Consider the following 24840-nt stretch of genomic DNA (forward strand, 5'->3'; position numbering starts at 1 on the left):
TTCTTATTTGTATTTAATTTAGGGTGTTTACAATGAAGTTCAGCTCAGTAACAAAAATTTCCGCTGCATTGCTAATGGCGATGTCGTTAACTGCATGTGTTGATGATGGCGAAGATGGCGCTGCAGGACAAGCCGGTGCTGCTGGCGTAAATGGCACAAACGGAGTTAGCAGTTTTGTTACTCGCGACGATGTTTTAAAAACTAATGCTAATATCGCTTATGCTGCCTATGCTGATGCGCTAATTAGTGCGCAGGATTTACGTGATGCGGTTAATGAATTAGTGGCTGCTCCAAGTGAAGTAACTATGACTGCAGCAAAACAAGCCTGGCTGGCGGCACGTGAACCGTATGGACAAACAGAAGTCTATCGTTTCCGTGAAGGACCAATCGATGCATTGAAAGCCGATGGCACTTTTGAAGATGGCGAAGGCCCTGAAGGTAAAATAAATGCCTGGCCGCTAGGTGAAGCGATCATTGATTATGTTGAACCTGTGGTTGATGGTGATTCCGGTCCGGAAAGTCCTGCAAATGCTTTAGCTGATAATATTATTGCCAACATTACCGAATTTCCGGTGATCAATGCCGAGACATTAACTTCTACTTTTGAATTTGGTGAAGACGAGCGTAATGTCACTACCGGTTATCATGCAATTGAATTTTTATTATGGGGTCAGGATTTAAATCAGGATTTTGCTGGTGCTGGTCCTCGTGATGCATCAGGTGGTCAGCGTCCGGTTTCAGATTATTTCACTACACCTGGTAGTTGTACTTCTGGCCAAATGGCAGCGGATGAACAAATTTGTCAACGTAGAGGTCAGTATCTGATCGCAGCGACTGAGCTATTAATTGCGGATTTAACACCTGTAGTAAACGCCTGGGCACCGGGTGCCGGTGAGCATTATCAAGCCTTTATTGCCGGAGGTAATGTTTCGTTAGCAAAAATGCTTGAAGGCATGGGGCGCTTAAGTTTTGGTGAATTAGCGGGCGAGCGCATCAATATCGCGTTAACGACTGACTCGCAGGAAGATGAACATTCATGTTTTAGTGATAATACTCATAGAGACATTTTCTTAAACGCTAAGGGTGTACAAAACACTTATAACGCCTCTTATGTTCGCATCAATGGCGAAGTGATTGAAGGGGCTTCGATTCATGATTTATTAGTGAAAGAAGGTCATCACGAACTTGCTAATGAATTACGTGGCGCATTAGAGTCAACCATGGCTGCGGCAGCGGTTATCGATACCAAGGCAAAAACAGGTACGCCATTCGATGTTCTTATTCAACAAGGTATAGATCAGCCAAATGTCGTCGCTGTAATTGACGCGCTAGTAGAGCAAACTGATGTTATCGAGCAAGTGATCGATGCCTTAGGTGTTAGCACCAACGACTTAAGACAGGATACTGAAGAAGATATTTAATATTAAATAGATACTTCATGAACAAAAAATAGGCCTTAGTGCCTATTTTTTGCTTATTTATCATCGTAAATGAGAATTATTCAAAGTGAGTGGTAAGGTGAAAAAACGTATAAATACATTGAGTTTAGCTGTTTGTTTAAATTTATTTTTAGTGGCTTGTGGTGGTTCGTCAGGTGGGGGAAAAACAATTGAGCCGACTGAGCCAGTTACTGAGCCGCCAACACCGACACCGATAGTAGATCATAGTGGCCTGACGCCATTAGTTGCCGATGAAATCAGTGAACAGGAATATTTAGCTGGTGGTGATGCTACCTTGTTTGTAGCTAATAAAGATGCATTCAGTACTCGCCCTCAGGCAATTGCCGATAACTTTCAGCATGACGGTTTTTTTACCTCGGGTGATCACTTATTTCGTACACCACACAGTGATATTGGCCCATTGCTAAATACCGGAACCTGTCAGGGGTGCCATGAAAATGATGGCCGTGGCGTAGTACCTAAAACGCCTTTAGATCCCATGCTAAGTATGCTGGTTAAAATAGGTGATGACACTGGCGCAGCAGATCCTGTTTATGGCGATCAAATTCAACCATTTGCTGAACAAAGCTTTACTTCAGCAGATTTTGATTCGGGTCTATCTCTACATAATGGTTCCGTAAACGGTACTGAACTTTATGGTGAAGCATTTCCATTCGTTGAATATCAAATGATTGAGGGTAAATACCCAGATGGCAATGGTTATCAACTGAGAAAACCAATTTATAAAGTTCGTGATTTAAGTTTTGGTCCATTTAAAGCTGATATTCATTTCTCACCGCGTGTCGCGCCACAAGCTTTTGGTGTTGGTCTGTTGGCGGAGATCCCTGCCGAGAATATTTTAAAACTTGCCGATGAAAATGATGCAAATGGTGATGGCATTTCTGGCCGTGCATCTATGGTAACAGAAGCTGTTTCGGGTCAGCAGAAGCTTGGTCGATTTGCTTATAAGGCGCAAAATCCAACGGTGCTTCAACAAACTGCCGGTGCCTATAATGGTGATATCGGTATCTCAACCAGCGTATTTTCTGGTGAACCTTGTACTGAACAACAAATTGCCTGTCAAATGATTGCGGAGCAGGAATCTAAAGTCGGTACAGAGGTTGATTTTACTGATCGCGAACTTGCATTAGTGGAATTTTATACCCGGGTGTTAGGGGTACCGGCGCGCCGTGGCTATGATGCAGACAATAATCTCTGGCAAGATGATATCAAGGCCGGCCGCCAATTGTTTTTCGCCAGTAATTGCGTCGGTTGTCATACCCCTCGACATGTCACTGGCATTGCGCCGGGCAGTGTTTTGGGGCAGTTAACTTTGACGGGTTTGCAAGACAATGCCGAACCAATTGCCATGCTGTCTGAGCAGACTATTTTCCCGTATACCGACTTGTTATTGCATGATATGGGCGGAAGTTGTCAGGTTACCAGGGAGACGATTGATCAGCAGGTTTGTCATGACGATAGTGAACAATGCCTGTATGTTCAACGCTGTGAAGGTTTGGCTGACGGTCTGGTTCAAGGTGATGCTTCCGGTAGTGAATGGAAGACTCCGGCGTTATGGGGTTTAGGTTTAGTGCAAACGGTAAATCCTGAATCAACTTTCCTGCATGATGGCCGGGCACGCACCATCGAAGAAGCTATCTTGTGGCATGGCGGTGAAGCTCAGGCCAGTAAAGAAGCTTTTATGGCGTTATCATTAACAGAACGTCAGCAATTACTTGCTTTCCTGGGAAGTTTATAAGCAATGAGAGTGAGTGGTTGTTTATGGCTGTTAGCCTGGCTGAGTTTATTTACCGGTGGCTGTTCACGCACTGAGGTGCCTGAATTTTCTCAGGCTGAGTGGCAGCCTGGCGGTAAAATGACCCATAAACGCTTGTCTAAACGTAGTTATGTTTTTGCGGGGCAAGCGGCCAGTAAGCAGCAACAGCTGGATTTTTGGACCGGTTTTTCATTATTTCGTGACCCCTGGGTGATCGCGCCAAGTTCGACTAAAGATCGTGATGGCTTAGGGCCGTTGTTTAATGCCCGTTCCTGTATTGCCTGTCATAGTGATGGCAGTCGCGGAAAGATGAGTCAATCAGGCGAATCACTGCCTACTTCACTGGTGTTGCGGGTTGGTAGTACCACTATTGCCAATTATGCAAATAACCATGCTTATGGTGGGCAAATTCAGCCAAGGGCGATTCGTTTTAATCAGGGAGAAGCGCAACACAAGCCTCAAGGTGAAGCCTGGTTACAGTTAGACGAGAGCGTAGAGCGTTCAAGTTTTGCTGATGGCGAAAACTACCAATTAACCAGACCTCATTATCAGCTGACTAAAATGGCGTTTGGGCCTTTGCCTGAACAAGTGACGGTTTCGCCACGTTTATCACCAAATATTTATGGTGTAGGGCTACTGGATGCTATCAGTGAGCAGGATCTACTACAGCAGGAAGATATTGCAGATAGTGATAAGGATGGTATCTCTGCTAAATATAATCGGGTATTAGATGTCATAACCGGTGAGCTGTTAATTGGACGTTTTGGTTTAAAAGCAAAGCAGCCATCTCTTAAACAGCAAATTGCTGCCGCGTTTCGTGATGATATCGGTATTACCAATAACTTGTTTACTGAAGAAAGCTGTACTCAACAGCAGGTTAATTGCCAACGTGCCGCGAAGATAGGCGGACATAGCTCAGTAGAAATTCCGGACAAATTGCTGAACTTGGTAGTAAGTTTTAACCGCTTGCTAGGAGTGCCTCCAGCGCGAGATCTCGAACAAAAAGAAGTACAACATGGACGAGCCTTGTTTTATCAAAGTGGTTGCCATTTGTGTCATACCCCGAGTTACGACATTGCAGAGGATTATCCTGATGCGGCTATCGCAGGTCAGAAAATCTGGCCATATACCGACTTAGCTTTACATGATATGGGAACTGATTTAGCTGATGGTATGTTGGAATTTGATGCCTTTGGTCAGGAATGGCGGACTCCACCGCTATGGGGCATAGGATTGCAAGCCGACATTGTTGGCGAGCAAAGATTATTACACGATGGCCGCGCCCGTTCGGTTAGCGAAGCAATTTTATGGCATGGCGGTGAAGCTGAACAAAGCCGTCAGTATTTTATTCAACTTAATCAAGCAGAGCGCCAGGCATTAGTGCGTTTTGTAAATTCGATATAGGATATTCCATGACTGTTAAAATGAAAGTACTCAATGGTTTACTTGTTACTGCGTTATTAACTGCTTGTGGTGGTGGAGGCGGCTCGTCTGGCGGAACGAGTCCAACAACACCGACCACACCTACTACCCCAACAACACCTACAGCGACTATTGACAGTGAGTTTGCTGCCTGGCTGACAGACGTTAGTACCAATGTTATTGTGCCCGGTTATTTGGCTATGCAACAACAAGCAACAGAATTGGTGGATGCTAGCCAGACATTTTGCGCATTAACTTCACCGGCAAGCACAGATCTTTTATCGGTAAAAACTGCCTGGGCTGAATTCAACCAAAGCTGGCAAACGGTGCAATGGGTTAAGGTCGGTCCTATTATTGAAAACAGCCGATTATTCAGAGTACAGCTATGGCCAGATAATAACGGCGCTGTTGCCCGTAATCTCGGCAACCTATTGCTCGAGCCTGATGCATTAACGGCTGAACTGGTCGCCGGGCAGCCGGTAGGTGCCCAAGGGATCCCAGCGCTCGAACTATTGCTTTATTCAACCGGCGAGCAATCACTGCTAACTGCTGGCGATAAGGTAAAGCGTTGTCAGGCACTGACCGCCATCTCAGAAAACTTATTCAATATCTCAAGCGAGGTTTATCAGGGCTGGCTGAGTACAGGTGGCAACTACATTGAGCAAGTTTCATCAGGAACGGGTGATTTTACCGGTCATCAGGATGCGGTTGAAGAACTGGTGACTAACTGGCTCGAACAAATAGAAAAAGTCAAAGATGAAAAAGTTTTGAAACCGTTAGCTATCAGTGCGCCAGGGATTCCAGAAATTAGCGAATATGTTTTAAGTGAACAAGCATTGCCGAGTATTCAGGCTAACTTATTGTCATTTAAAGCGCTATTTAATGCTGGTAATGGTCATGGTTTTGACAATATTTTGACCGAGCATCTGGAACAGCAGGCGATAGCAACTAACATGCTGGCGGCACTTGATGATGCTATTGCTACTGCAAATAGCCTTGAAGGGGACTTTGCCGACTTACTCAATGAGCAGCAGGCTCGTGAGACCTTAACAGCGTTAGTACAGGACGTTCGTGAACTTCGTGATTTAGTGACCACTGAATTTGTTCAGGCAACGGATATCAATATCGGTTTTAACTCTAATGACGGTGATTGATTTAATCCTTTTAGTTAATTTTTAACGGAAATTTTTATTATGACACTTGTGAAAAAGTCGTTCTCAAGTTTAGCTCAAGCGCTTGTTTGGGCATTATCTGCATCTAGCACTATTGCGTTTGCCGACCAGCATGCTGACGGTAAATCTGCTGATGAAAAAACAGTAGATAAGCAGGTAGAAGTGATCAGCATTTTTGGACAGCGTAATCAGCTGGAAACTGCGACCGGTTCGGCGTTTATTGTTGATCAACAGGCGTTAGAGCAATTTGAATTTGATGATATTCACCGGGTTCTACAATCTGTGCCTGGGGTCTATTTACGTGAAGAAGATGGCTATGGTTTACGTCCAAACATAGGGTTACGCGGTGCCACGACCGAGCGCAGTAGCAAAGTGGCGTTAATGGAAGATGGAATATTGATCGCACCGGCACCTTATGCTGCGCCGGCGGCCTATTATTTTCCACTGATGTCACGAATGTCTCAGGTAGAAGTATTTAAAGGACCTTCTGCGATCAAATACGGACCAAATACGGTTGGTGGCGCAATTAATATGTTGTCGCGTCAGATTGTGTCTACAGCTGAACCTGCACAGGGGCAGCTCGATCTTGCCTATGGTGAAGATAACTATCAAAAAGCGCATGGTTATTACAGTGGTCATCATCAGGCAACGGATTTAGGTACTTTCGGTTATTTAGTCGAAGCGTTGACTATTAATTCAGATGGTTTTAAAGAGTTGGATACTGGCGGTAATACCGGCTTTCATAAGAATGAATTTTTAGCGAAAGTTAATTTTGCTCCGAAAAACAGCGATTATTACCAGTTATGGCAGTTTAAACTCGGCTATTCGGAAGAAGTGTCGCATGAAAGTTACCTTGGCCTTAGTGACGGGGATTTCCAAAAAACACCTTATCGCCGCTATGCCGCTTCGCAAAATGATAAAATGGACTGGGAACATTATCAGTTTCAGCTGTCACACTATATTGAACTCGATGGTAATACCAGCATATATACTCAAGCATATCGTCGTGATTTTGACCGTGACTGGGACAAGTTCAATAACTTTAATACCAACCGCAGCATGCAGACGATTTTATCTTCGCCTGATACCGGTTTAAATGCGTTATTTATGGAAGTATTAACCGGGCAGCGTGATTCGTTAACAGCGCAGGAAAACCTGATCTTTACCTTAAATGATCGTCAATATTATTCTCAGGGCATAGAATCAAAATTACTTTGGGATGGTCGCTGGCTAAATGCGGATCTGGCGTTGGATATCGGTTTGAGACTTCATCAGGATCAGGTTGACCGTCATCACCGGGCTGATCAGTATTTGATGCGTAATCAGCAATTAGAGCTGGCAGGAGTCGCTCAGCAAACCGCAATTGAAAATAAAGATACCGCGACTGCCATAGCCAGTTATATCAATGCTAACTTAGATTTTGGTGATGTTAATGTCACTGCTGGTTTGCGGGTTGAACATATTAACGGCGAAGCAAAAGATAAGCTAATAGGTACGGAAACCGATGTAACAGATACGGTAGTGTTACCAGGTTTTGGCGTGTTTTATCGTATTAATGAACAGCTAGGTGCTTTGTTTGGTGTTAATAAAGGGTATGTGCCTAATAGCCCAGGTCAGGAAACCAATATAGATCCGGAAGAAAGCTGGAATTACGAGTTTGGTTTACGCTATAGCGATAATGGCCTGCAAGCGCAGATGATCGGTTTTTTTAATGATTATACAAACCTGAAAGGTACTTGTACTTTCTCTTCTGGTTGTGATCAAACCTTAGATCAGGAATTTAATGGTGGTGCGGTCGAAGTGTTTGGTATTGAAGCTAATCTAAATACTGAGTTTGTGCTTAGCCAGAGCTTGACCATGCCGATTAGTATTGCTTATACCTATACCGATGCGGAATTTCAAAACGAATTTCAAAGTTATTTCTCACAGTGGGGGCATGTGCAAGCGGGAGACCCTTTGCCATATTTACCTGAAAATCAACTGAGTATCGAGATTGCGCTGGCGCATGAAAACTGGCGAGCTGCCTTATTATTTAAACACCTGGATGCTATGCCGGAAGCCGCCGGTTATGGCACTGAATTAGAAGGAATGATGACCGAACAATTGCAGCAGCTTGATTTTTCTGCCTGGTATCAAGTTTACCCTGAGCTAAAAGCGTATTTTAAACTGGATAATGTGACTGATGAAGCGGCACTGGTGTCACGTCGCCCATTTGGTGCGAGATCAGGCAAACCTCGTCAGGCAATGGTAGGAGTGAAATACAGTTTTTAACATGGCTATTTCGAGACGTTTATTTATTCAAGGGGCAGCAGCGGGATTTGTTGCCAGTAATTTTGGCCTGCTCGGCTGTGCTAAAGCAAAGAGTAGTTGGTTTGTAAGTGCCTGCAGTGATAAAGCAGGGCAGCACTATGTTGCTGCCTTTGATCTTGCTGGTAATGTGATTAATCAAATTGCATTACCGGCTCGAGGCCATGACGCTATTGCATTGCCGCACAAACCTGGTCACGCCATGGTATTTGCTCGTCGTCCTGGCATGTTTGCTTTAGAAGTAGACTTTGTTAATGCTAGAGTGGTTAAGCAAGTTACTCCCGAGAATGATAGCCATTTTTATGGCCATGGTGTTTATTGGGCGAAGCATCACGTCATTTTAACCAGTGAAAATTATTTCAGCACCGGGGAAGGTCAGATAGTAGTGCGTGATGCTGATAGTTACCAGCAACTGGCGCGTTATTATTCCGGAGGTATAGGGCCGCATGAAATTGCCTTGATGCCAGATAATGAAACTTTAGTGATCGCTAATGGGGGCATTAAGACTCATCCGGATATGCCAAGACAAAAACTTAACCTGGACACTATGGACCCTAACTTGGCTTATATGTCATTACTATCGGGGAAAGTGCTGGAAAGTTATCAACTGGATAATAAGCAGTTAAGTATCAGGCACCTGGATGTCAGTCAGTCAGGAAAAGTGATTGCCGGTTTGCAATATCAGGGAGCAAAAACTGATTTAGTGCCCTTAGTTATCAGCCACTCTGGCGAGTCTCAGTTAACACCACTTAGTGCTGAAGACAGTCTATGGCGACAGATGAATCACTATACTGCCAGTATTTGTGTCGATGATGATAATCAGTTAGTGGCGGTGAGTTGTCCACGGGCTGATTTGATCACCTTATGGTCATTAGCTGATAATCGTTTTATCAGTAAACATAAATTAGCGGACGGTGCGGGACTAACTAAAACGGATCAGCTATACGCCTCAAGTGGTAAAGGGTATTTAACCAATGAATTTTTATTAAATGCGGCAGAGCATGAATTCAAAACTCGCTTTACTCATTTAAAATGGGACAATCATTTAACTCATATTCAGGCCGTGTAAGTTTAGAACTTTAATCTAAATAAAAATTATTCTTATTTGTGTTGACTGTGATGGATTCTTTCATTACTATGAACTCACTTGATGGTTAGCCCATTCTTTTCAGCTTTAATAGTCAGAGTTGAAAAAGCCTTCAAGTATTTTTAGTTGTGACATTGTTCCAGGTATAAACACGTAAAATCCCCCATTTTACGTCGAATACGTTAATACCAAGTGGGTTAAATATTTATTTCAATTGGTATAAAGCCTAATTTGTGCATAAATTAGGCTTTTTTTTGTTTATTTTCCGCTTACCAGTTCTTTAACTGTTATATGACTAAGTGCAAGGGCTGAGTTGTGGGGTAAAGCTTGATGCTCTGCCAGTAGATAAATGACTTTTTGGCCCGATTCGGCTAACTCCAATGCATGCTGAAAATTGATCAAAATTGAAGATGGAATATCCTGAGGGAATTTGTCTGCATCGCGTCTAATATATTCAATTAATAATTGATTGACTTGCTTATCATAAAACACAGCATCGGCAAATTGCATCTCCCGATGAGCGGCTAAAGTCAGTTTATCCGGATCGCCATCCAGGGTATGGATAAATGTAATTTCTCCGATTGGTGGTGGCACTTCACTCTTTAAACTGGCAATTAGTTGCTGCTCCGCCTGTTGATTGTTGCCCTCTAGTATGGCATTGCCTATTGGCCCTCTTAATATTCGTTCCCAAAACGATCTTCGATTTCGGATAGTTTTTATCCGCGCTTTGACATGATCGCGAAATTTATAGCTGAATTCGGCGAGCTTGCCATAACCATTTGGCAGTGCTTTTTCGATTTGTTCTCTTAGCATGCGCAATAAAATAGGGGCGCTACCTGAACTCGACATCGCAATGATCATCGGGGATCTATCAATTATTGCGGGAGTAATATAGCTACACAGTTCCGGTTGATCGACCACGTTCACTAATATTTTGTGCTGCTCTGCTTCTTTGGAAATTGCGGCGTTGACTTTATTATCGTCTGTTGCGGCAATGACCAAATTAAATGCCGATAAGTGGCCGTTTTGATAGTTATGATTAAACCAAGTGAGTTGATGTTCATTGATTAGCCGCTCAACACTGGTATTAACTTGCTCACTCATCACCGTGATGATGTTAGTGGTTTTTAATAGCAGTTCAATTTTACGAGCGGCGACATCACCTCCACCTACGATCAGCACATTGAGTTTGTTAGCGGTGAGAAAAATAGGGAAATATTTCATATTTTAAGCTTTGCTGTTAGTGTAAATGCCATTTTGCTAATAGCTTATCATATCGGCCATCTGCTTTGATTAGTGCCAAGCTTTTTTTGAGCTTATTAATTACCTCTGGAGCAATTGTTCGGTTGGCTGCTAAGTAGAGATCGGAAGCAAAGTCTGGGATTTGATAAACCAGTTTTAGTTGACTGGCATCTAAGCCGGCTTTAGTTATTTCATGCTGCCATACGATACTGTTAGTAAAAGCCATATCTGTCCTGCCGCTATAGAGCATACTCCATAACACCGGATATTTACTACTGATATAAAGGTTCTCTCCAGGTTTAAATCCTTTCTTTAATAAATAGCTTTCGGCCAAATCGTGGCGAATTGAACCAACGGAATACTGCTTTGCCTGTTCGATATTATCGATTTTGATATCAGTTCTCGATTTTAGCGACGCGAGGTAAGAGCGAATGGTAAATATCTTACCAATCCAGATAAAGTTGTCTTCCCGTTCTGCGCTTCGTAACATTGAAAAAATAAAAATATTGGGAGTGTCTAGTGCCAGTTCATAGCTTCTGGCCCAGGGAAAAAATTGAATCTTGCCATTTATTTCGCTTTCATTAATGAGTAATTCAATTAGTTCGACTAATGCGCCGCTGGCTTTGCCATCCTTGGTTTCAATTTGCAAAGGGGGCAGATCTTCGGTAACAAAGGTGTAACGCTGTGCACTAACGAAAAATGAGCAATATAAGGCTAAAATCAATAAGCCTTTAATACCATATTGATATGCCATATTAGCCGTCCTTCTTACTCATGGATAGTTTAAGTTTGTCGCGCGCGCCGTCAAATAGCAATGAGTTTTTCCGATAGACAAGGTAAACTACTGCTAAAGTATAGTGAGTGAGAAAGAACATGCCTTGGATACAGCTAAGATTAAATGCTGATGAAGAAACTGCGGAAAAATATAGTGACTGGTTAAGTGCCTGTGGTGCACAAGCCGTGACTTTTATTGACGCCAAAGATACGCCCATTTATGAACCTCTTCCAGGAGATGAGGTCATCTATTGGTCAAATACTATTGTTATGGGCTTGTATGATGCCAGTTATGATATGGATAAAGTATTAAGGTACTTAAAAAGCATTCATCCGGATGGCGATAACATGCGCTACAAGCTTGAACAGATAGAAGATAAAGACTGGGAACGAGAATGGATGGATAATTTTCATCCGATGAAATTTGGTCAACGGCTCTGGATTTGTCCAAGCTGGCGTGAAGTACCAGAGCCTGACGCTGTTAACGTAATGCTAGACCCAGGCTTAGCATTTGGCACAGGTACTCACCCTACGACAGCTTTGTGTTTAACCTGGTTAGATAGTTTAGATTTATCGGATAAAACTGTCGTGGATTTTGGTTGTGGCTCCGGCATTTTATCGCTTGCGGCATTAAAGCTTGGCGCGAAAAAAGTTATAGGGATTGATATCGATCCACAAGCCTTACAGGCGAGCAAAGAGAATGCCAAACGTAACGGGGTTGAAGATAGGTTGGAATTATATCTGCCAAAAGATCAACCTCAGCTAACCGCAGATGTGGTTGTTGCCAATATTTTAGCGGGACCGTTACGTGAATTAGCCCCAACCATAATGGCTTTTGTTGGTGATAAAGGGTTACTCGCCTTATCCGGTGTGCTGGAAACACAAGCAGAAGAACTACAATCGCTTTACGGTAACTGGTGTGAGATGGAACCTGTTACTGTGCAGGAGGAGTGGGTACGCCTTTCTGGTCGAAGAAAATAACCGATATATAGCGCAGAGATTGTACAATTTATGCGCACATCAAGTGTTTGCAAAATGTCAATAATAAAATCAGCAAAAAAACTGACATTTGTTCAATTTCTATGCTTTTCAATCCTAAAAAAAACGCGTAAACTTAGCGCCCTTTTGAAAGGTAGCTCAAAAAAGCAACAGTGTGAAGATAGGTTCTTATTCTTTAGCAAGTAATACTATGCTTGCCCCAATGGCCGGAATTACCGACCAACCATTTCGACAATTATGTTGTCAAATGGGGGCAGGATTAGCGGTATCTGAAATGGTATCGTCGAATCCTAAAGTGTGGAATACCGACAAATCTAAACGCCGTTTAGTGCATAGTGATCAGGCAGGTATCCGTTCAGTGCAGATTGCCGGATCAGATCCACAGGAGCTAGCTTTTGCCGCACAGATAAATGTTGAGAATGGTGCACAAATCATCGATATCAATATGGGCTGTCCGGCAAAAAAGGTAAATAAAAAATTAGCGGGGTCGGCGTTACTGAAAGAACCAGCTTTAGTGGAACAGATTGTTCAATCGGTTGTCAGTAAAGTTGCAGTGCCAGTAACGTTAAAAATTCGTACGGGATGGTGCGAAAACTCGCGCAATGGTATAGAAATAGCGAAAATTGCCGAAGCGAATGGTATTCAGTCTTTAGTGGTGCATGGTCGAACTCGCAGCGACTTTTACAAAGGTGAAGCGGAATACGAGACGATTCGCGCAATTAAAAAAGCGGTTTCAATTCCTGTCGTAGCGAATGGCGATATTACGAGTGCTGAAAAAGCAGCTCAAGTTCTTCAATACACAGGAGCAGATGCCATTATGGTTGGCCGGGGGGCTCAAGGGCGTCCTTGGATTTTTAGAGAAATTAATTATTTTCTGGAAACTGGTCAGTTATTAGCATCCCCCTCATTGGAAGAGATACGCTCGATAGTTATTGAGCACGTAAAAGAATTACACAAATTTTATGGTGACTTTATGGGTGTTCGATTTGCCCGTAAGCACGTTTCTTGGTACTTGCAAACGCTAGCTCAAGAAAAACAATTTCGTTCTATTTTTAATGCATTAGAGTCTGAGCAAGATCAGCTTGAAGCATTAACTAGGTTTTTTGATAATTTAAATTAAGAAAGAGTCTGAACTTTATGTTTGAACAAAATATTTCATCTCCATTCGTAACTGGTAACATGCAAACTCAAACTGAGGCATCACCATTACGCAGCCAGGCAAAAATCGCAATTAGCAACTACTTATCTCAATTAAACGGCAACGATGTTGATGATATGTATGAATTAGTATTATCAGAAATCGAAGCGCCAATGCTTGAAGAAGTGATGAAATATACTCGTGGCAATCAAACTCGTGCTGCCAACTTGTTAGGCATTAACCGTGGTACGCTACGTAAGAAGCTTAAAAAGTATGGTATGAACTAAAATGATGCAGGTTAACCTGCAATAAAAAAGCACCCTCGGGTGCTTTTTTACTTATAGCAGATCGAAATTGACCAAAAGGTCAGGAAGTAAAATTAATCGAATTGGTATAATTAGGATTTTTCGCCAAGGACAAGTGTCAAAGGCCAGACATTATTTTAAATCTAAAGGTAACTGATAAAGCAATGGATACTCCACGCCCGATCAAACGTGCACTGTTAAGTGTATCTGACAAAACTGGTATTGTAGATTTTGCCCGCAGCCTAGCTCAAAAAGGTGTTGATATTTTATCAACGGGTGGCACGGCTAAATTATTAGCGGATAACGGCATTCAGGTCACTGAAGTCTCTGATCATACAGGTCATCCTGAAATTATGGATGGTCGCGTCAAAACCCTTCATCCTAAAATTCACGGTGGCATCTTAGCTCGTCGTGGTATGGACGAAGCGGTAATGAGTGAAAATAACATTGATGCAATTGATATGGTGGTAGTGAACTTATATCCGTTCGCAAATACAGTGGCAAAAGACGGTTGTTCTTTAGAAGATGCGATTGAAAATATCGATATCGGTGGCCCTACTATGGTACGAGCAGCGGCGAAAAACCATAAAGATGTCACAATTATCGTTAATGCTGGTGATTATGACCGCGTATTGGCGGAAATGAACGTTAATAATGACTCGTTAACTTACAATACCCGTTTTGATTTGGCAATTGCGGCTTATGAGCACACGGCAGCTTATGACGGTATGATTGCGAATTATTTCGGGCAAATGTTGTCTGCACATGGTGAAGAGAACACAGCGGTTAATTTTGAAGAGAAAAATAAATTCCCACGCACGTTTAATAGCCAGTTTATCAAATCACAAGATTTACGTTACGGTGAAAACTCACATCAGGATGCAGCTTTCTATGTTGAAGCGAACCCTGAAGAAGCATCAGTTGCTACGGCAAACCAGATTCAAGGTAAAGCGTTATCTTATAACAATATTGCCGATACCGATGCTGCGTTAGAATGTGTTAAAGAATTTGACGAACCTGCTTGTGTCATCGTTAAACATGCGAACCCTTGCGGTGTAGCGATCAGCGAAAATATTTTAGGCGCGTATGAACTTGCCTATAAAACCGATCCTACCTCTGCTTTTGGTGGCATTATTGCTTTTAACCGTGAGTTAGATGCTGATACCGCAGAAGCGATTGTTTCACGTCAATTTGTCGAAGTGATTATTGCACCAAGCATCTCTGACGCTGCGGCCCAAATTGTTGCGGCTAAGCCAAATGTTCGTTTATTAGAATGTGGCCAGTGGGATAATCAAACATCAGGTTTCGATTATAAGCGCGTAAACGGTGGTTTATTAGTGCAAGACAGAGACCAGGGACGAGTTACTGATGCCGATCTAAAAGTAGTGACTAAACGTCAGCCAACTGACGATGAAATGCGCGATTTGAAATTTTGCTGGAAGGTCGCTAAATACGTTAAATCAAATGCTATCGTGTATGTTAAAAATAGCATGACGATTGGTGTTGGCGCCGGTCAAATGAGCCGAGTTTATTCGGCAAAAGTTGCCGGAATTAAAGCCTCAGATGAAAACCTTGAAGTGAAAGGTTCAGTTATGGCATCTGATGCCTTCTTCCCGTTCCGCGATGGCCTAGATGCAGCAGCGAAAGCTGGTATCACTGCGGTGATTCAACCGGGTGGTTCAATGCGTGATGATGAAGTGATCGCAGCAGCCGACGAACATGGCATTGCCATGGTGTTCACCGGCATGCGCCATTTCCGCCATTAATTAGCCTTTGTTGTCGTTAAATAGAACTATTTTCTTTGTTAGAAGTGCTCAGCTAGTAAACTAGCCTCCGCGCTTCTGCCTTGAAAATGGTTCATTTACCTTAAACAACAAACTAATTAATACATCATTGGTTATTCTTTGTTTTTACATAGAGCAATAGAGTAATTATATGTGGTGGGAAAACGAGTAAGGGTCGTGTTTGTTAGTGCTAAGTGAATTATTTTTAGTCGAGGGTGAATGAATATTCCTCGATGCGTGTTCTTATAATCTGTTATAAATAACCTCGAAATTAGTTAATCTTAGTCAATTATTTATGGAAGATAGCATGAAAACAATAAAAACACTCATCACAGCATCAGTTATCAGCTTGTCATTTGCTTCGGTATCTTTTGCCGGCACAGATAATTCTCAGTTAGAGCAAGCAATTAATGGTGAACATCGCAGCGCCGCTAACAAGGCCCGTGATCAATATCGTCATCCAATGGAAACACTCAATTTTTTTGGCTTTAATGCAAATATGACTGTAGTGGAAATTGCTCCTGGTGGTGGTTGGTATACCGAAATTCTGGCGCCAGCGTTAAAAGGTAAGGGGAAGCTTTACGGCGCGCATTATCCTGACACTGGCGAAGATAATTATTATTCTAATTCTCGTCGTAACTTAGAGAAGAAACTAGCAAGTAATGCGGTTTTTAGTGAAGTAGAGCTCACTAATTTTATCCCAAAAAAAGCGAGCAAGCTTGCTCCAGCAGAGAGTGCTGATCTTGTTTTAACCTTTCGTAACCTCCATAACTGGGGCGAAGAAGGTATGGCACAAGTATTTAAAGATGCTTATAAGGCGTTAAAAAAAGGTGGTGTGCTAGGGGTGGTTGAACACCGTATGCCAGAAAATCAATCATGGAAAGATAATAAACGCAGTGGTTATGTTCCTCAGGCGCTAGCGGTAAAATATGCAGAAGAAGCTGGCTTTAAGTTAGCAGCAAGCAGTGAAATTAATGCCAATCCCAAAGACAATGCTAATCATCCTAAAGGGGTGTGGACGTTACCGCCATCATTACGTTTAGGCGAACAGGATAAAGAAAAATATCTCGCGATTGGTGAATCAGATCGCATGACTTTGAAATTTATAAAATAACAAATAGTGCAGGCCGGTTATTGATACCCAGCCTGCCTGTTAAAGCTTTATTAGGAAATATTTAATATGAACATTTTAGTCATTGGTAGTGGTGGTCGTGAACATGCGTTAGCGTGGAAAGCGGCTCAATCAGAACAAGTTGCAAAAGTTTTTGTTGCACCGGGTAATGCAGGTACGGCGACGGAAGCTAAATTGGAAAATGTTGCCATTTCTGTTAGTGAAATAGACAAGCTGGTTGAATTTGCCAAAACCAATGATATTGCTTTAACTATTGTTGGTCCAGAGCAACCATTAGTTGATGGTGTTGTTGATGCATTTCAGGCTCAAGATTTAGTGATTTTCGGTCCGAGTGCAAAAGCGGCTCAACTGGAAGGTTCAAAAGCGTTCACTAAAGACTTTTTGGCTCGTCATAATATACCAACAGCAGCATATGCTAATTTCACGGAAATTGAACCTGCGCTGACATATGTTCGTCAGCAAGGTGCTCCTATTGTGGTAAAAGCCGATGGTCTTGCTGCGGGTAAAGGGGTGATTGTTGCGATGACCCTTGAAGAAGCAGAAGAGGCAATTAAAGATATGCTTGCTGGTAACGCTTTTGGTGACGCAGGTCACCGAGTAGTGATAGAAGAGTTTCTTGAAGGTGAAGAGGCTAGCTTTATTGTTATGGTTGATGGTAAAAATGTTTTACCATTTGCCACCAGCCAGGATCATAAGCGTGCTTATAATGGTGATAAAGGGCCAAATACTGGTGGTATGGGGGCTTATTCACCTGCACCTGTAGTAACGGCTGAAATCCATGATCGTATTATGAATGAAGTGATCATGCCAACAGTTGAAGGCATGGCCAAAGAAGAAGCGCCTTATACAGGTTTCTTATATGCAGGCTTAATGATTGCGTCAGATGGTACGCCAAAAGTGATTGAATATAACTGTCGGTTTGGTGATCCTGAGACTCAGCCTATTATGATGCGCTTAAATTCTGATTTAGTGAATTTGTGTCTTGCTGCTTGTCGTGGCGAACTTGACCAAACAAACATTGAATTTGATAGCCGAGCAGCTGTCGGTGTGGTACTAGCGGCAGGCGGTTATCCTGGTAGCTATGAAAAGGGCGAAGTTATTTCAGGACTATCAACAAATCAGTTAACCGATCGTAAGACTTTCCATGCTGGTACTGCAGAACTAAATGGTGAAATAGTGACCTCAGGTGGCCGTGTGTTATGTGCAACAGCATTAGGTGAAACAGTGACTGCAGCACAAAAAGCAGCGTACGAATTACTTCAGCAAATCAGCTGGAATGGTGTGGAATATAGAACTGATATCGCTTACCGCGCGATTGCCAGAGAGCAAGCGTAGTAGTTTCAAGCGTGATAAAAAAGGCTGAAGTATGGTTACTTCAGCCTTTTTTATTTGAAGACGATTACCAATTAACTTCAAACTGAACGTTCATAGCAGTTAAGCAACTAGATTTAAAACTAATAATTCCTTATGCTTAACCATTCATCTGGCATATTTTAAACGGAATCTACAAATGAACCTGGAAAAAATCACTCAACTTATGACGGATTTTGCCATGCAATATGGCATGAGCTTTATCTTAGCCCTGCTAGTATTGCTTATCGGCTGGTGGGTTATAGGTCGAATATTGAAGGCTATTGATTACTCAATGGATCGAGCGAAGATTGAAGTTACCTTACAACGCTTCCTATTAAGTTTTATCGGCATCGTACTAAAAGCTATCTTGTTAATTATCTTTGCTTCTATGGTTGGTGTGGAGACGGCTTCACTTATTGCTATGTTAGGTGCCGCTGGTTTAGCGGTTGGGTTAGCATTGCAGGGGAGTTTATCGAACCTTGCCGGTGGAGTACTGATTTTGTTTTTCAAACCTTTCAAAGTGGGGGATGTCATTGAAGCTCAAGGTCATTTAGGGCGAGTGATAGAGATACAGATCTTTAATACCCTGATCACTACATTAGATAATCAGCGGGTGTATATTCCAAATGGCTTATTATCAAATGGCTGTGTGAAAAATATTTTTGCTGAACCAACACGTCGCGTCGATATGAAGTTTGGGGTTAGTTATGGTGACGATATTGCACAGGCAAAATCAGTGATCAGAGAGGTGTTAGACGCTAACGACCAAGTGCTAAAAGAACCATTAGCAGACGTTTTTATTTCAGGTCATGGTGCCAGCTCAATAGATATTACTGTACGCCCTTGGTGTCAGTCGGATGACTATTGGGAAGTGTATTTTGCAACCCATGAGCAACTGAAAGTAGCGTTTGATAAAGCGGGTATTACTATTCCGTTTCCACAGCGCGACGTTCATATTATTAAAGAAGATTAGGTTATATTTTCTTTAAAAAAGCCTGCAAACCTTAATTTGCAGGCTTTTTGTTTAATATGTCGAACTGATTTACTGATTTACTGATTTACTTGAGCTTGAATCCATTCGGTTAAGAAGCGAACGTACTAACACTTTACTAGGTTGAAGTTTAGCTAAGGTTTCTGAAAGGCGAAAAGTTTAATCATATGTCATTCACGTCTTTCTACTCATACTGATAATACCAAGTTTGTACACACTTATTATTATAGAGCAAGCTGAATCAACTTATCTTTAATAAAGTTTCTCTCGGCATCACTTTGACTTAGCAAAAAAGCATGCTTAAGTTGCCCCTTGGCTTCACTTACTAATCCCATTCGCTCAAAAAGGAAAGCTCTGGTGATAAAATACGGTGGGTAGTTTGATAACGAAGCGGCGACTGTATCTAACTTCATCTTAGCCCGTTCCAAATCGTTCTTCTGCATTAAGGCAACGGCGAGGTTTACGGTAATTGCGGGAGAGTAATCATAGGTGATTAATTTTTCGTAAAGTAAACATATTTGATGCCAGTCAGTATTTTGATAGGAACTTGCTTGACTATGAAGACCGGCAATAGCAGCTTGAATATGGTAACTGGTAGGGGGGGCTTGTTTTAGTGATTTTTGCAGTAAGATATCGGCTATACTAATCATTGCCTTGTCCCACTTTGTGCGATCTTGGAACTCGAGCAAGGTCACTTTGTCGGTGGCTCTAGCTGGCGCTCGTGCTTGAATGAATAACATTAGTGACAACAGTGCAAGGCTAGAGGGAGTACCACGATATTTTCGACATATTAGTCTCATTAAGTAGATAGCTTGCATGCAAAGAGTATTCGATAACAATATACGTCCTGAGTTACCAAAATACCCCTCGTTAAAAACTAAATATAACACTCTGTTAACGGCATCTAGACGTGTTCTTAAGTGTGATTGTGTAGGTAGGATAAAGTCGATATTGTTCGCAATAATTTTTCTTTTAGTGCGAGTTATGCGTTGCTCTAGTGTTTTTTCGCTAATCAGTAGGGCTCTTGAAATGCTCTTATTGTCAAATCCCATGACCCACTTTAAACAAAGCGCTACTTGATTTTCTTTTGTTATACTTGGATGACAGCAGGTAAATATTAGCCCTAATGTTGCATCTTCATATTCATATGCAGTCTCAACAGGGCTAATAAAATCCGGATGTTCGATATATTTTGGCTTATGCTTTTTGAGTTCATCAAAAATATAATTACTAGCGACTTTAATCAGCCAAGCTTTGGCATTTGAAATATTTTCTGTTTGCCAATTGTTAATAGCCTTCATACAAGCATATTGTAATGCATCTTCAACCTGTTGAATGTCTTGAAAACGTTTATTTAGGACCGCAAATGCGGTCCCATAAGCGTTTTTAATAATTGTTTCGAATGATTGCATTAATCAAACTTCATGATCGGTCTTACTTCTACGCAACCATCTTTTGCTGAGGGGATTTTTGCTGCTATGTTGATTGCATCGTCCAAAGAGGCCGCTTCAATAAGGTAGTAGCCACCTAACTGTTCTTTAGTTTCTGCAAAAGGACCATCGGTTGTTATTGTTTCGCCATTACGTACCCTAACTGTTGTCGCAGTCTCAGTTGGCATTAATGCTTCACCTCCAATATGATGACCTGATGTATCGATGTCGTCAGTAAACTTCCTGTACTCATCGATTAACGCCTCATTAGCTTTTTCATCACGTTGAGCTGCAAGTGCTTCCGATTCAAAAATTAAACATAGATATTGCATAGTTTTACTCCTTAAGTGTTATAAATAAAGCGCAAATTGGTCGCTCTCAGTAATAAGACGATTAACGAGACTATTTCCCGACAGCTTCACTATATTTTTTTTTAATGATAAAAAAAAGCACCGAAGTGCTCTTTTAGGAGAATAAAAAAGTTGTTTATCTGTTACTTAAGATCCATTCGGTTAATAAGCGAACGCCATAACCCGTACCACCTTTAGGTACTTCACCTTTTGCAGAATCGGCTAATGCGTTGCCTGCAATATCTAAATGCGCCCATTTTACATCACCTGCAAAATGCTGTAGGAAACTTGCTGCTGTTGTGGCACCAGGTCCACCTGTTCCCGTATTACGAAGATCGGCAATGTCACTGTTGAGTTTATCTTTATAACCTAAAGGTAGACGCCACAGGTTTTCGTTTACTTGCTCACCAGCATTGATAAGTTCACTGACCAGCTCGTCACTTTCCGAAAAGATTGCTGCATAGTCATTTCCTACTGCCCGTATTTTGGAGCCTGTCAGAGTTGCTAAATCTACCATGACCTGTGGTTTGTAATATTTTCTTGCATACCACATAGCATCTGAAAGCACTAGTCGCCCTTCAGCATCGGTATTGGTGATTTCTACGGTTAAGCCTTCGGCAGTGGTTAACACATCACCAGGTGCAATTGAGTATTCAGAAACCATATTGGCGGCCATACCCATCACGGCAACAACATTTACTTTTGTTTTGCTAAGCGCCAGTGCTTTAATGGTACCAAGTGCAGCAGCGGCACCTGCCATATCCACTTTCATGTGAGCAATTGAGTTACTGGTTTTAATATTGTAACCGCCTGAGTCGAAGGTTATGCCTTTACCAGCGATAGCAATTGGCGCATCGTCACTATTTTTGTAATGAGCAATAACTAGTCGAGATCCGTCTTTACTACCACGGCCAACTCCTTCTAACGCTCCCATACCGAGCTTCTTAATTTCTTTTGGCGTGAGTATTTTGACCTTTACTCCTAATTTTTTTAAGGACTGTGCTGCTTGGGCAAATTCAACAGGTGTCATTTCTGTAGCTGTTTCATTAGTGAGATCGCGAGCAAAAAATACTCCACTTGCAATGTGCGATAGTGGCGTAAAAGCATTTTGGCTCGTTTTACCGTTATTAACATCAAACAGGTAGTTTTTTTCTACGCGTTTTTCCTTGCGGTATTTATCAAATTGGTAGGCTCTTAAATTTATGCCATGAGCAAGTAAAGCACTGGTTTTGGCATTGTTTTGGCCTAAATCATCGGCAGCAACAGTAATGGTCTTTATTTGCTTATGTTCTAATCGTGCGGAAATATTACCGCCGAGTTTAGTGATTTGCTTTTTCGATAACTGATTGTTGTCAACACCAACGATTAACACCCGTTGATAGTTGATGTTATTTGGTGCTATTACTGTAACAAATTTGCCATAGTCTCCTTTAAAATCTGTTGCCTGCATAGCCTTGCTTAGCTGGCCATTTGTTTTTACATCAAATGTTTTAAAGGTTTTATTTACACCATTGATGCCATGAAACACTACGAGTGTATCTGATTTGTCGTTTACTTGACTAGTGAATGAAAAGTTATCTGCTTGACATAGAGTAGCTGCCGATAGCATTGCAATGGTTAAAGTGAATTTAGAAAATTTTATCATCTGAATTTCCTTATTTGTTGTTATATTTGGACGTATTTTAAGAAACATACTACCTGATTTAGATGTTAAATTAATGGCTATAAGATTAATGGAATGCAGGGTGAGATTAATAGCAAATACTATGGAGAAAGTAAGACAATTGTATAAGGTGATGACAGTTGTTGTTGTGATATTGTGTGTATCTAGATCAAAAAGCCCCGCTAGTTAGCAGGGCTTTGAAATAATCTAACTAAATGTTAGAAATTATTTTTTCTCGTTACGTGCTTTAACTTCAGCAATAACTTCTTCAGCTACGTTTTGTGGACATGGGTTATAGTGAGAGAATTCCATAGAGAATTGACCACGACCTGATGTCATTGTACGTAGGTGTCCGATGTAACCGAACATTTCTGAAAGTGGTACGTCAGCTTTGATGCGAACACCAGTAGTGCCAGCTTCTTGGTCTTTGATCATACCACGACGACGGTTCAAATCACCGATTACATCACCAACGTGATCTTCAGGAGTGAATACGTCAACTTTCATGATAGGTTCAATTAGTTGAGGACCTGCTTTAGGAATAGACTGACGGAATGCACCTTTCGCTGCGATTTCGAACGCTACGGCTGATGAATCCACTGCGTGGAAACCACCGTCGAATAATTCTACTTCAACGTCTAATACCGGGAAGCCAGCAAGAACACCTTCGTCCATCATGCCTTTGAAGCCTTTCTCGATTGCAGGGAAGAATTCCTTAGGAACGTTACCACCAACAACTGTAGACTTGAATGTGAAACCTGAGTTTGGTTCACCTGGCTTGATGCGGTAATCGATTTTACCAAATTGACCAGAACCACCAGATTGTTTCTTATGCGTATAAGAGTCTTCAATTTCGCCTGTGATAGTTTCACGGTATGCTACTTGTGGCTTACCAACTTCAAGTTCTACACCGTAAGTACGCTTCAAGATATCTACTTTGATATCTAAGTGAAGTTCACCCATACCTTTAAGAATGGTTTCACCTGAATCTTCGTCAGTTTCAACTTGGAACGTTGGATCTTCAGCAACCATTTTACCGATAGCAATACCCATTTTCTCAGTAGAACCTTTATCTTTAGGCGCAACCGCGATTGAGATTACTGGTTCTGGGAATACCATGGCTTCTAAAGTACACTCATTCTTAGGATCACATAATGTGTGACCTGTTTGTACGTTCTTCATACCAACGATAGCTAAGATGTCACCAGCTTGTGCTTCTGACAATTCAGTACGATCTTCTGCTTGCATTTCAACCATACGACCAACACGCTCTGTTTTACCAGTAAACGAGTTAAGGATTGTGTCACCTTTCTTAATACGACCTGAGTAGATACGTACGAAAGTAAGGGCACCAAAACGGTCATCCATAATTTTAAACGCAAGCGCACGGAAAGGTTCTTCAGCATCAACGATAGCGAATTTACCAGTAGGTTCACCTTCTTCGTCAGTTAACGGCTGAGGCGGAACTTCAGTTGGTGAAGGTAAATAATCAACAACAGCATCAAGAAGTAGTTGCATACCTTTGTTCTTAAATGCAGAACCACAGTATGTTGGGAAGAATAATAACTCGTTAGTCCCTTTACGGATACATGCTTTGATTTGCTCTTCTGTTGGGTCAAGCTCACCTTCTAGGTATTCCATTAATAAATCTTCATCTGCTTCTAAAGCAGTTTCGATTAACTGTTCACGGTATTCAGCTGCTTGGTCTACTAAGTCAGCAGGGATATCAGTGATTTCGTAGTTTTCAGGTTGACCTGAATCATCCCATACATAAGCTTTTTGCGATAATACGTCGACAACACCAACGAAGTTATCTTCTTCACCAATTGGTAAAGTCATAACAAGTGGACGCGCACCTAGTACGTTCTCAACTTGATCTTTAACGCGGAAGAAGTTTGCACCTAAACGGTCTAATTTGTTAACGAAAATTAAACGAGCTACTTTAGATTCGTTAGCATAGCGCCAGTTAGTTTCTGATTGCGGTTCAACACCACCAGAACCACAGAATACACCGATACCACCATCTAGTACTTTTAATGAACGGTATACTTCAACAGTGAAGTCAACGTGACCCGGGGTGTCGATAACGTTAAAACGGTGCTTTTTCCACTCACAAGTTACAGCCGCTGACTGGATAGTAATACCACGCTCTGCCTCTTGCTCCATGAAGTCAGTTGTTGACTCACCATCGTGAACCTCACCAATTTTATGGATCATACCTGTAAGTTTCAAAATTCGTTCAGTTGTCGTTGTTTTACCAGCATCAACGTGAGCGAAAATACCAATATTTCTGTATTTGCTTAAATCTGCCATTGTATTGCTCTAAAGGGTTAGTGAATAAAAACCGCGCGAGTATACCAGAAGTTAACGAAAACAAACATAGTTTGGGGGAATAAAATTGCTATTTGAGGGGAATTGATATGGTAGGCTAATCATTCTTAAAAAAAATTAAAAAAGTTGCGACGCTTTTTTAAC

General features: G+C 41.8%; 19 protein-coding genes. 13 read left to right on the forward strand and 6 right to left on the reverse strand.

The genetic code is table 11. The features are described 5' to 3' along the window. Positions 1–32: 32 nt before the first annotated feature. The 6 genes from QQK06_RS11045 to QQK06_RS11070 all read left to right on the forward strand — a co-directional run bounded on the left by QQK06_RS11045 (position 33) and on the right by QQK06_RS11070 (position 9186). On the forward strand, positions 33–1421 hold the full coding sequence (locus QQK06_RS11045) for an imelysin family protein (RefSeq protein WP_284244730.1): 1389 nt from the start codon (positions 33–35) through the stop codon (positions 1419–1421). A gap of 97 nt (positions 1422–1518) precedes the next feature. Continuing rightward, positions 1519–3198 (forward strand): di-heme oxidoreductase family protein, encoded by a 1680-nt coding sequence (locus tag QQK06_RS11050; protein ID WP_284244732.1) that lies wholly within the window; start codon positions 1519–1521, stop codon positions 3196–3198. A 3-nt stretch (positions 3199–3201) separates the two neighbouring features. Beyond that, positions 3202–4620 (forward strand): di-heme oxidoreductase family protein, encoded by a 1419-nt coding sequence (locus QQK06_RS11055; protein WP_284244733.1) that lies wholly within the window; start codon positions 3202–3204, stop codon positions 4618–4620. Between the two features lie 8 nt (positions 4621–4628). Continuing rightward, a complete protein-coding gene (locus QQK06_RS11060; protein ID WP_284244734.1) occupies positions 4629–5792 on the forward strand; it encodes an imelysin family protein in 1164 nt (387 codons plus the stop codon). A 39-nt stretch (positions 5793–5831) separates the two neighbouring features. Then, positions 5832–8081, forward strand: coding sequence for a TonB-dependent receptor family protein (locus QQK06_RS11065; RefSeq protein WP_284244735.1), 2250 nt, complete (start codon positions 5832–5834; stop codon positions 8079–8081). 1 nt (position 8082) lies between these two features. Continuing rightward, complete coding sequence (locus tag QQK06_RS11070) at positions 8083–9186, forward strand: DUF1513 domain-containing protein (RefSeq protein WP_284244736.1); 1104 nt, start codon at positions 8083–8085, stop codon at positions 9184–9186. 276 nt (positions 9187–9462) lie between these two features. Here the strand turns inward: QQK06_RS11070 and QQK06_RS11075 are convergent, their stop codons facing one another. Next, on the reverse strand, positions 9463–10428 hold the full coding sequence (locus QQK06_RS11075) for a siroheme synthase (RefSeq protein WP_284244737.1): 966 nt from the start codon (positions 10426–10428) through the stop codon (positions 9463–9465). Between the two features lie 16 nt (positions 10429–10444). Next, a complete protein-coding gene (locus QQK06_RS11080; RefSeq protein WP_284244738.1) occupies positions 10445–11200 on the reverse strand; it encodes a substrate-binding periplasmic protein in 756 nt (251 codons plus the stop codon). Positions 11201–11319: 119 nt separating this feature from the next. Between QQK06_RS11080 and prmA the strand changes: the two genes are divergently transcribed. The 7 genes from prmA to QQK06_RS11115 all read left to right on the forward strand — a co-directional run bounded on the left by prmA (position 11320) and on the right by QQK06_RS11115 (position 18904). Beyond that, positions 11320–12201 carry a 50S ribosomal protein L11 methyltransferase gene (gene prmA, locus QQK06_RS11085; protein ID WP_284244739.1) on the forward strand — a complete coding sequence of 294 codons (882 nt, stop codon included), beginning with the start codon at positions 11320–11322 and terminating at the stop codon, positions 12199–12201. A 172-nt stretch (positions 12202–12373) separates the two neighbouring features. Beyond that, positions 12374–13339 carry a tRNA dihydrouridine synthase DusB gene (gene dusB, locus QQK06_RS11090; RefSeq protein ID WP_284244740.1) on the forward strand — a complete coding sequence of 322 codons (966 nt, stop codon included), beginning with the start codon at positions 12374–12376 and terminating at the stop codon, positions 13337–13339. Between the two features lie 17 nt (positions 13340–13356). Beyond that, positions 13357–13644 carry a DNA-binding transcriptional regulator Fis gene (fis, locus tag QQK06_RS11095; RefSeq protein ID WP_284244741.1) on the forward strand — a complete coding sequence of 96 codons (288 nt, stop codon included), beginning with the start codon at positions 13357–13359 and terminating at the stop codon, positions 13642–13644. A gap of 182 nt (positions 13645–13826) precedes the next feature. Next, positions 13827–15428 (forward strand): bifunctional phosphoribosylaminoimidazolecarboxamide formyltransferase/IMP cyclohydrolase, encoded by a 1602-nt coding sequence (gene purH, locus QQK06_RS11100; protein ID WP_284244742.1) that lies wholly within the window; start codon positions 13827–13829, stop codon positions 15426–15428. Between the two features lie 325 nt (positions 15429–15753). Continuing rightward, positions 15754–16560, forward strand: coding sequence for a class I SAM-dependent methyltransferase (locus QQK06_RS11105; protein ID WP_284244743.1), 807 nt, complete (start codon positions 15754–15756; stop codon positions 16558–16560). A gap of 66 nt (positions 16561–16626) precedes the next feature. After that, positions 16627–17913, forward strand: coding sequence for a phosphoribosylamine--glycine ligase (gene purD / locus QQK06_RS11110; protein WP_284244744.1), 1287 nt, complete (start codon positions 16627–16629; stop codon positions 17911–17913). A 175-nt stretch (positions 17914–18088) separates the two neighbouring features. Next, complete coding sequence (locus QQK06_RS11115; protein WP_284244745.1) at positions 18089–18904, forward strand: mechanosensitive ion channel family protein; 816 nt, start codon at positions 18089–18091, stop codon at positions 18902–18904. Positions 18905–19146: 242 nt separating this feature from the next. Here the strand turns inward: QQK06_RS11115 and QQK06_RS11120 are convergent, their stop codons facing one another. The 4 genes from QQK06_RS11120 to fusA form a co-directional block, all read right to left on the reverse strand. Further along, a complete protein-coding gene (locus tag QQK06_RS11120) occupies positions 19147–20334 on the reverse strand; it encodes an RNA polymerase sigma factor (protein ID WP_284244746.1) in 1188 nt (395 codons plus the stop codon). Continuing rightward, positions 20334–20684: a YciI family protein gene (locus tag QQK06_RS11125; protein ID WP_284244747.1), complete on the reverse strand. Its 351-nt coding sequence runs from the start codon at positions 20682–20684 to the stop codon at positions 20334–20336. The genes QQK06_RS11120 and QQK06_RS11125 overlap by 1 nt, the downstream gene beginning before the upstream one ends. 154 nt (positions 20685–20838) lie before the next feature. Beyond that, complete coding sequence (locus tag QQK06_RS11130; protein ID WP_284244748.1) at positions 20839–22347, reverse strand: leucyl aminopeptidase; 1509 nt, start codon at positions 22345–22347, stop codon at positions 20839–20841. A 243-nt stretch (positions 22348–22590) separates the two neighbouring features. Beyond that, positions 22591–24678, reverse strand: a complete 2088-nt coding sequence (fusA, locus tag QQK06_RS11135) for an elongation factor G (RefSeq protein WP_284244749.1) — start codon at positions 24676–24678, stop codon at positions 22591–22593. Between the last annotated feature and the right edge of the window lie 162 nt (positions 24679–24840).

Source organism: Thalassotalea insulae (genome assembly GCF_030161395.1).
Classification (GTDB): Bacteria; Pseudomonadota; Gammaproteobacteria; order Enterobacterales; family Alteromonadaceae; genus Thalassotalea_E; species Thalassotalea_E insulae.

What these genes read in the sequence shown, in the direction of transcription:
- QQK06_RS11045 (WP_284244730.1), top strand. Translation starts at nt 33, where the DNA reads ATGAAGTTCAGCTCAGTAACAAAAATTTCCGCTGCATTGCTAATGGCG.
- QQK06_RS11055 (WP_284244733.1), top strand. Translation starts at nt 3,202, where the DNA reads ATGAGAGTGAGTGGTTGTTTATGGCTGTTAGCCTGGCTGAGTTTATTT.
- QQK06_RS11060 (WP_284244734.1), top strand. Translation starts at nt 4,629, where the DNA reads ATGACTGTTAAAATGAAAGTACTCAATGGTTTACTTGTTACTGCGTTA.
- QQK06_RS11065 (WP_284244735.1), top strand. Translation starts at nt 5,832, where the DNA reads ATGACACTTGTGAAAAAGTCGTTCTCAAGTTTAGCTCAAGCGCTTGTT.
- QQK06_RS11070 (WP_284244736.1), top strand. Translation starts at nt 8,083, where the DNA reads ATGGCTATTTCGAGACGTTTATTTATTCAAGGGGCAGCAGCGGGATTT.
- QQK06_RS11075 (WP_284244737.1), bottom strand. Translation starts at nt 10,428, where the DNA reads ATGAAATATTTCCCTATTTTTCTCACCGCTAACAAACTCAATGTGCTG.
- QQK06_RS11080 (WP_284244738.1), bottom strand. Translation starts at nt 11,200, where the DNA reads ATGGCATATCAATATGGTATTAAAGGCTTATTGATTTTAGCCTTATAT.
- prmA (WP_284244739.1), top strand. Translation starts at nt 11,320, where the DNA reads ATGCCTTGGATACAGCTAAGATTAAATGCTGATGAAGAAACTGCGGAA.
- fis (WP_284244741.1), top strand. Translation starts at nt 13,357, where the DNA reads ATGTTTGAACAAAATATTTCATCTCCATTCGTAACTGGTAACATGCAA.
- purH (WP_284244742.1), top strand. Translation starts at nt 13,827, where the DNA reads ATGGATACTCCACGCCCGATCAAACGTGCACTGTTAAGTGTATCTGAC.
- QQK06_RS11105 (WP_284244743.1), top strand. Translation starts at nt 15,754, where the DNA reads ATGAAAACAATAAAAACACTCATCACAGCATCAGTTATCAGCTTGTCA.
- purD (WP_284244744.1), top strand. Translation starts at nt 16,627, where the DNA reads ATGAACATTTTAGTCATTGGTAGTGGTGGTCGTGAACATGCGTTAGCG.
- QQK06_RS11115 (WP_284244745.1), top strand. Translation starts at nt 18,089, where the DNA reads ATGAACCTGGAAAAAATCACTCAACTTATGACGGATTTTGCCATGCAA.
- QQK06_RS11120 (WP_284244746.1), bottom strand. Translation starts at nt 20,334, where the DNA reads ATGCAATCATTCGAAACAATTATTAAAAACGCTTATGGGACCGCATTT.
- QQK06_RS11125 (WP_284244747.1), bottom strand. Translation starts at nt 20,684, where the DNA reads ATGCAATATCTATGTTTAATTTTTGAATCGGAAGCACTTGCAGCTCAA.
- QQK06_RS11130 (WP_284244748.1), bottom strand. Translation starts at nt 22,347, where the DNA reads ATGATAAAATTTTCTAAATTCACTTTAACCATTGCAATGCTATCGGCA.
- fusA (WP_284244749.1), bottom strand. Translation starts at nt 24,678, where the DNA reads ATGGCAGATTTAAGCAAATACAGAAATATTGGTATTTTCGCTCACGTT.